This window comes from Methylobacterium sp. Leaf104 (assembly GCF_001422885.1).
In the GTDB taxonomy this organism is placed as follows: domain Bacteria; phylum Pseudomonadota; class Alphaproteobacteria; order Rhizobiales; family Beijerinckiaceae; genus Methylobacterium.
Window position 1 is genome coordinate 1 of record NZ_LMMZ01000024.1, and the last position, 6,241, is coordinate 6,241.

Annotated in this window: 5 protein-coding genes, 1 tRNA gene and 5 pseudogenes; all 11 read right to left on the bottom strand. The window is 67.8% G+C overall.

Going from position 1 to position 6,241, the window contains the following annotated elements; all coding sequences use genetic code 11:
• Positions 1–469: 469 nt before the first annotated feature.
• On the bottom strand, positions 470–937 hold the full coding sequence (locus ASF49_RS15160) for a hypothetical protein (protein WP_056474472.1): 468 nt from the start codon (positions 935–937) through the stop codon (positions 470–472).
• An 87-nt stretch (positions 938–1,024) separates the two neighbouring features.
• Positions 1,025–2,851 (bottom strand): site-specific integrase, encoded by a 1,827-nt coding sequence (locus tag ASF49_RS15165; protein WP_082511328.1) that lies wholly within the window; start codon positions 2,849–2,851, stop codon positions 1,025–1,027.
• Positions 2,852–2,968: 117 nt separating this feature from the next.
• Positions 2,969–3,042: transfer RNA gene (locus ASF49_RS15170), tRNA-Gln, on the bottom strand.
• A gap of 167 nt (positions 3,043–3,209) precedes the next feature.
• A complete protein-coding gene (locus ASF49_RS15175) occupies positions 3,210–3,527 on the bottom strand; it encodes a hypothetical protein (protein ID WP_056474478.1) in 318 nt (105 codons plus the stop codon).
• Positions 3,528–3,594: 67 nt separating this feature from the next.
• Positions 3,595–3,857 (bottom strand): annotated as a pseudogene (locus ASF49_RS24540) (glucose-1-phosphate thymidylyltransferase RfbA); the annotation flags it as partial.
• Position 3,858: 1 nt separating this feature from the next.
• Positions 3,859–4,330: pseudogene (locus ASF49_RS24545) on the bottom strand (sugar nucleotidyltransferase); the annotation flags it as partial.
• Position 4,331: 1 nt separating this feature from the next.
• A pseudogene (locus ASF49_RS24325) lies at positions 4,332–4,694 on the bottom strand (sugar nucleotidyltransferase); the annotation flags it as partial.
• 1 nt (position 4,695) lies between these two features.
• Positions 4,696–4,854, bottom strand: a pseudogene (locus ASF49_RS24745) (sugar phosphate nucleotidyltransferase); the annotation flags it as partial.
• Positions 4,851–5,398 (bottom strand): SDR family oxidoreductase (locus tag ASF49_RS24550; RefSeq protein WP_244472836.1); only part of this gene is annotated, 548 nt, incomplete at its 5' end. The pseudogene ASF49_RS24745 and the gene ASF49_RS24550, both read right to left, overlap by 4 nt.
• Position 5,399: 1 nt before the next feature.
• Positions 5,400–5,870: pseudogene (locus ASF49_RS24555) on the bottom strand (sugar nucleotide-binding protein); the annotation flags it as partial.
• Positions 5,871–5,874: 4 nt separating this feature from the next.
• A partial coding sequence (locus ASF49_RS15190) for a GDP-mannose 4,6-dehydratase (protein WP_200930063.1) occupies positions 5,875–6,241 on the bottom strand: 367 nt, incomplete at its 5' end.

Below are 6,241 nucleotides of genomic sequence, written 5' to 3' on the forward strand. Positions count from 1 at the left end.
CGCCACCACGCGCAGGCCGCCTAACCTCTCACCCCAGATGGACCAGAGCCTCCGCTCCTGAACACCGCTGAATGTCCCAAATCATCTGACGACGGACAGTTTTGCCAATCCCACTTTCGCCGCTCAAGAGCAGCGTCCGGCAACCCGGCTTCAGCTTGGCCGGGGCAAGCGCGTCGTAGAGGAAGGACTGGATTTCCGCGGTGGCCTCCTCCTGACCGCTTATGTCCTCGAAGCTGCGCGGACGAGCGAGAAACGCGGCCTGTGCGGGGACTGGGCGTCGCCACGCGGAAACTGAAGGGTCATTCGGCATTGTCGGCTCGCTCCCGATGGGTTTGCGGCACAGGTGGTCGATCGATGGACCCGGGTGATTGGGCATCGTGGTGGGTTAGCCGTTCCTGTGGAGGCTCGTGCGGGTTCCTGGGCCGGACGCAGCCCGTATCTGTCTGCCGAGGAGAGGACGATCCCCGCCTCAGTCGTCCGGATCGCGCGAAGGTTCGGCCGTCTCGCGTCTGCGGGCGAGTAGTTCCGCGACAATTAGAGCTTCGTCTTCGGTCAGAGCAGCTATGAACCGCGCGAGAAGTTCATGGGACGATGACCTCGGTGTAACGGCCAATTTCCGGAAGAGGCCACCCGTCGTGAAGATTGGATCGTTATTGATGCGGATGCGTTTGCCGGTCGCGACACATCCTAGCAGCTCGAGCTTGGCGGCGGTCGCCACGCCGACGAACTGCTTCGTCTGCGGCGATTTGAACGTATCGCGGCCGAACTGCTCGACCAGATACTTGCTGATGGCACCGACTGGCGGATCGCCTGCCGACACGGCTGCAAGAAGCGGAGCTTCGAGAGAGTGTCCCGATATGAAGGTCTGAATCTGAACCAGGATGGGCGAGGCACGTGAGAGTTGCCTCGCGCGATGGTGCATGGAGTAGGCCGGCATCACAAGATCCAATATCTTGCACGTGGTAAGGGTGATATCACGTTTAGGCCTGCGGCTTTTCGCTGTCTAGTCCGCTTGTCTGCAATTTCAGGGTTTCGGCGGGAGGGATTGGAGCGACGCGTGCCGTGACACGTCACCCCCTCCTGGAAGCAGATGAGACAGGCCCGGCTCCATCACGATCGTCTCGACAGCAGCCTTCAGTTGCGCGAGTGTCGACCGCTTGGTGTACCGGGCCGTCTCACCCGGGGTGGTGTGGCCCGTCACGTGATCGATTACGGCCGTGGGCACACCGGCTTGGTGCATCAGGGTCGTTGCGGTGTGTCGGAAGGAGTGGAAGTTCAGCCCAGGGCGGTAAAGGCCGACGTCCCGTCTGTAGCGCGTGAACCACTTGGTGAAGGCGTGACCCAAACGGTCGTCCGCTCCGCCCGGACGGAACGCGGGAAACACGCGAGTCTGCCGACTGCGGCGCAGGCGTTCGACATGCTGCATGAACCCGAGCCGTATCAGTTCCGAGTGTATGGGGACGCGCCGGATCGCCGTAGTGTTCTTTAGCTTGCGTGGCGGTCGATCGTTGATGTCGAAGTACCAGATTTCGTTCTCTTGACGGACGTCCTCAAGTTGCAGCTGGCAGATCTCCTCTTGGCGCAGGCCGGAGAAGACTGCGATCAGCGGCAGCCAGAAACGCTCATCCCGAAGAACGAGCGTGCCGGGCGTGCTTCGCTGCGTCGCCGAGCGACAGCCGGTAAGGACCGGAGTGGTGAAAAGGCGTGCGAGGTCGGCCTGTTCCCACATGTCCCGCTGCTCGCTGGGCTTACGGGTGGCGGAAAAGCGATGGCCGGAGAAGATGTTCTCGCTCGCGTCACCCTCCGCTACTGCCGCCGTCCAGAGGGTCGACAGGGCGGAGAAGTGGCGCTTGACGGTCTTCTGCGTGATGACCTCGACACCCGAGCCCTTCGGCAGGGCCGTGTAGGTGGCCAGGATCGCCTCGACGTTCAGGCCGCGGTACCGCGGGTGCTTGCCGTAGTCGCTGGGTAGACGTTCGACGCGCTCGCGGAAGCGTCCGGCGTCCTTGCGGGTGTAGGCGCCGAGGGGCTTGTCGCCGCATACGTCTGCGAACAGGCGATAGGTGGCTCCTGCCTGCGCTGCGGTCTGGTTGTCCCAGCGCTTCGTCTGGACCTGCTGGTCGCGAAAGGCTTTTCCACGGTCCTCGAAGCGGACGTCGGACGCGGAAGCTGGGTCGTCCTTCTTGGGCGGTGTTGATGCCGCTGGCGTGACGGGGGCGGCTGCGGCCATTGCTGCTGCTGCGGGCGTCGCCGAAGCCTGTGCGTGCGGCTCGGTGAGCGTCGCCTTCAGAAGTTTGTCGCGCGGTTCATAGTTGAAGTCACCCTCGTAGCGGGCCTTCAGGGCCTCCGAGAGGTCGATGCCAGCGCGCAGCATCGCCTGCTTGGCCTTGGCGGCTTCCGCAGGTGTCAGATCCCGGATGGCGATCCCCTGACGCTTCAGCATTGACTCGGCGACGAAGGCTGCCTCATCGAGACGGTTGCTGGCCAACGCCTCGCGTCCCTTGGCGGCCATCGTCGCGTACTGCGTGACCCGGGCTTCGCGTACGCCCTCGGGCAACGGTCCGCGGGTGAGCCGGCCGGCGTTCTCGTCCGACAGCATGGTGTCGTAGAAGTCACGGACGAGGTGGGCAAGTTGGTCGTCGGTAAGCATTGGTAGGGCGCGCAGGGTCGAGAACAGCTCTTCCGCCGCCACGTATAGCCGACAGGCTACGACCTTGGCAGTGCGGATATCGCTCGTGCCGAGGCTGCGCACGAGTTCATGGCGGCCGAGCCGTTGCCGTAGGTCGGCCGGAACCCGGCGTCTGAAGTGGAAAGTGCGTCCGCGCTGGACAACGTTGGCGACCGAACCCAAACCGCGCTCCCGCCGTCCGCACGGACAGCCTGTGTAGCAGCGGTGTGTAGCAAAGGGCTCAGACCGCAGGGCGGCTCAGCGAATTATCGAATGCCTGGAGCGACTTAGTTCTGACAGTGGCTGGGGGACCAGGATTCGAACCTGGACTAGAGGAGTCAGAGTCCACTGTTCTACCGTTAAACTATCCCCCAACATCCTCGCGTGGCACGAGGCAGGATCCGGTTTTTCATCGCAACCGATGGCGGTTGCGGCCCGGTCCGTTCCGGTGCAGGGGCGATAGCATGGCTTTCCGGACCGATGCAAGCCCGCTTCTGAACCTCCCGCCGAACCTCCCGCGCGTGCGGCGAACGGGCGTGTTTCAGGCGCTGCCCGGCGGCTCGGTGCGGGCCTCGATCATGCCGAGGGTCCGCAGGATCGCCAGGGCGACGATCTCGCAGTCGGTGTCGCCTTCCGGGGTGGCGGGGAGGATCGCCACGGTGCTCACCTCGTCGTCCGTCAGGAAGCCCACCACCACCTTGTAGACGTCGCCCTCCGGGGCGCCCTCGTCGTGCACGAGGCAGACGCGGCAGCCATTCGCCTCTCCGTAGACGCGCTGGGTGAGGACCTGGACGCGGCGGGGATCGGTCGTTTCCGTGCGGCGCGGGACGCCGAAGGTGGGGCGAATGATGTTGTCCATTTCCGCTCCTATACGCGACCGCCCTCGCTTCGGGGAGGCCCCTGCCCGCTTGGGTCCCGTGCGGGCCTCATCGCATCAGGCGTTCGCTCTGGTCTTCCTGTGCGAGTTTGAGGAGGTTCTGACCGTAGGCGGTCTTGGCGAAGAGTTTGCCGCGGGCGATGAGCTGGTCCTGGCCGATGAAGCCCTGCAGGTAGGCGATCTCCTCCAGGCAGGCCACCTGCAGGCCCTGGCGGTGCTGGAGCGTGCGCACGAACTCGGCCGCCTCCAAGAGGCTGTCATGCGTGCCCGTGTCGAGCCAGGCATAGCCGCGGCTCATGCGCTCCACGTGCANCTGGCGGTGCTGGAGCGTGCGCACGAACTCGGCCGCCTCCAAGAGGCTGTCATGCGTGCCCGTGTCGAGCCAGGCATAGCCGCGGCTCATGCGCTCCACGTGCAATTGCCCGCGCTCGAGATACGCCTCGTTGACGCTGGTGATCTCGAGCTCGCCGCGGGCCGAGGGCGTCACGCCCGCGGCGATGTCGAGGACCTGGTTGTCGTAGAAGTACAGGCCCGTCACCGCCCAGGGGCTCTCGGGCGTCACCGGCTTCTCGACGAGGCGCAGGGGCCGCCCGTCCGGGCCGAGGGTGACCACGCCGTAGGCCGAGGGATCGTCGACGTGGTAGGCGAACACCGTGGCGCCGGTCTCGCGGGCGCGCGCCCGCCCCAGGAGCTCGCGCATGCCTGAGCCGAAGAACAGGTTGTCGCCCAGCACCAGGGCGACGCTGTCGCCGCCCACGAAGTCGCGCCCGATCAGGAAGGCCTGGNCCGAGGGTTCGTCGACGTGGTAGGCGAACACCGTGGCGCCGGTCTCGCGGGCGCGCGCCCGCCCCAGGAGCTCGCGCATGCCTGAGCCGAAGAACAGGTTGTCGCCCAGCACCAGGGCGACGCTGTCGCCGCCCACGAAGTCGCGCCCGATCAGGAAGGCCTGGGCCAGCCCCTCCGGGCGGGGCTGGAGGGCGTAGCTGAAGGACAGCCCGAACTGCTCGCCGGTGCCGAACAGGCGCTTGTAGTTGTCGAGGTGCTCGGGGCTGGAGATGATCAGGATCTCGCGGATGCCCGCCAGCATCAGCACCGAGACCGGGTAGTAGATCATCGGCTTGTCGTAGACCGGCAGCAGCTGCTTGTTGANGGAGATGATCAGGATCTCGCGGATGCCCGCCAGCATCAGCACCGAGACCGGGTAGTAGATCATCGGCTTGTCGTAGACCGGCAGCAGCTGCTTGTTGATCGACAGCGTGGCCGGGTGCAGGCGCGTGCCCGTGCCGCCGGCCAGAACGATCCCCTTCATGCCCGTGTCTCCGTGTATGTCCGTTCAGGCCCGACCAGYCGGTCGAGGATGTCGTCGAGGGCCTCCGCCCAGGGCCGCGGCCGCAGGCCGTAGGCGGCCGTCAGGCTCGCCGTCGAGAGCACCGAATGGGCCGGSCGCCGGGCCGGGGTCGGGAAGGCGCTGGTGGGAATGGCGTCGACCGGSACSSYGCGGGCGCCGCGCCGGGCCGCGCCCGCCACRATGGCGCGGGCAAAGCCGCACCAGGTGGTGGCGCCCGCATTGACGAAGTGGTGCGTGCCCGTGGGCGCGCCGGGATCGCGGGCCAGCGCCTGGGCGATCTGAGCCAGGCCGGCGGCGAGGTCGCCCGCGCTCGTCGGGCTGCCGTGCTGGTCGTCGACCACGCTGAGGCGCTCGCGCTCGTTCGCCAGGCGCAGCATCGTCTTGACGAAGTTGCCCCGGTGCGGGCTCACCACCCAGGCGGTGCGGATGATGGCGTGGCGCGGGTTGGCGCTGCGCACCGCGATCTCGCCGGCCGCCTTGCTGGCCCCGTAGACGCTCTGCGGGTNCACCACCCAGGCGGTGCGGATGATGGCGTGGCGCGGGTTGGCGCTGCGCACCGCGATCTCGCCGGCCGCCTTGCTGGCCCCGTAGACGCTCTGCGGGTYGACCGGCCTGTCGGGGGTGCAGGGGGCCTCGGTCCGTCCGTCGAAGACGTAGTCGGTGGAGACGTGCACGAGGGGGATGCCGGCCTTGGCCGTGGCCGCGGCGAGAAGTGCCGGCGCCACCGCGTTCAGGCTCCAGGCCGCGGCGATCTCGCTCTCGGCCCGGTCGACCGCGGTGTAGGCGGCGGCGTTGACCACCGCCGCATAGGGGCGTGCGCTGAGGGCGGTCGCGATCGCGGCGGCGTCGGTGACGTCGAGCGCCGTGCGGCTCGGGGCGTGCAGGCGGGTGCCCGCCTCCCAGAGCGCCGGCGCCTGCAACTCGGTGCCGACCTGTCCGGCCCCGCCGAGGATGAGGATGTCGCGCGTCTCGGGCATCGGCTCAGGCGCGGCCGGTGGGGGCGGTGCCCAGGCCGAGGCGCTCGCCGGTGTAGCGGCCCTCGCGGATCGGGCGCCACCAGGCCTCGTTGGCGAGATACCAGCGCACGGTCTCCTCCAGGGCGCGCTCGAAGTCCTGGGTCGGGTGCCAGCCGAGCTCGGCCTCGGCCTTGGCGGGGTCGATGGCGTAGCGCCGGTCGTGGCCGGGCCGGTCGGCGACGGAGGTGATCAGCCGCTCGTGGGGGGCCTGCTCCGGGCGCAGGCGGTCGAAGACGGCGCAGAGCGCCTGGACCACGGCGAGGTTGTTGCGCACCGCGCGCCCGCCGAGCAGGTAGGTCTCGCCGACCCGGCCCCGCTCCAGCACGGCCACG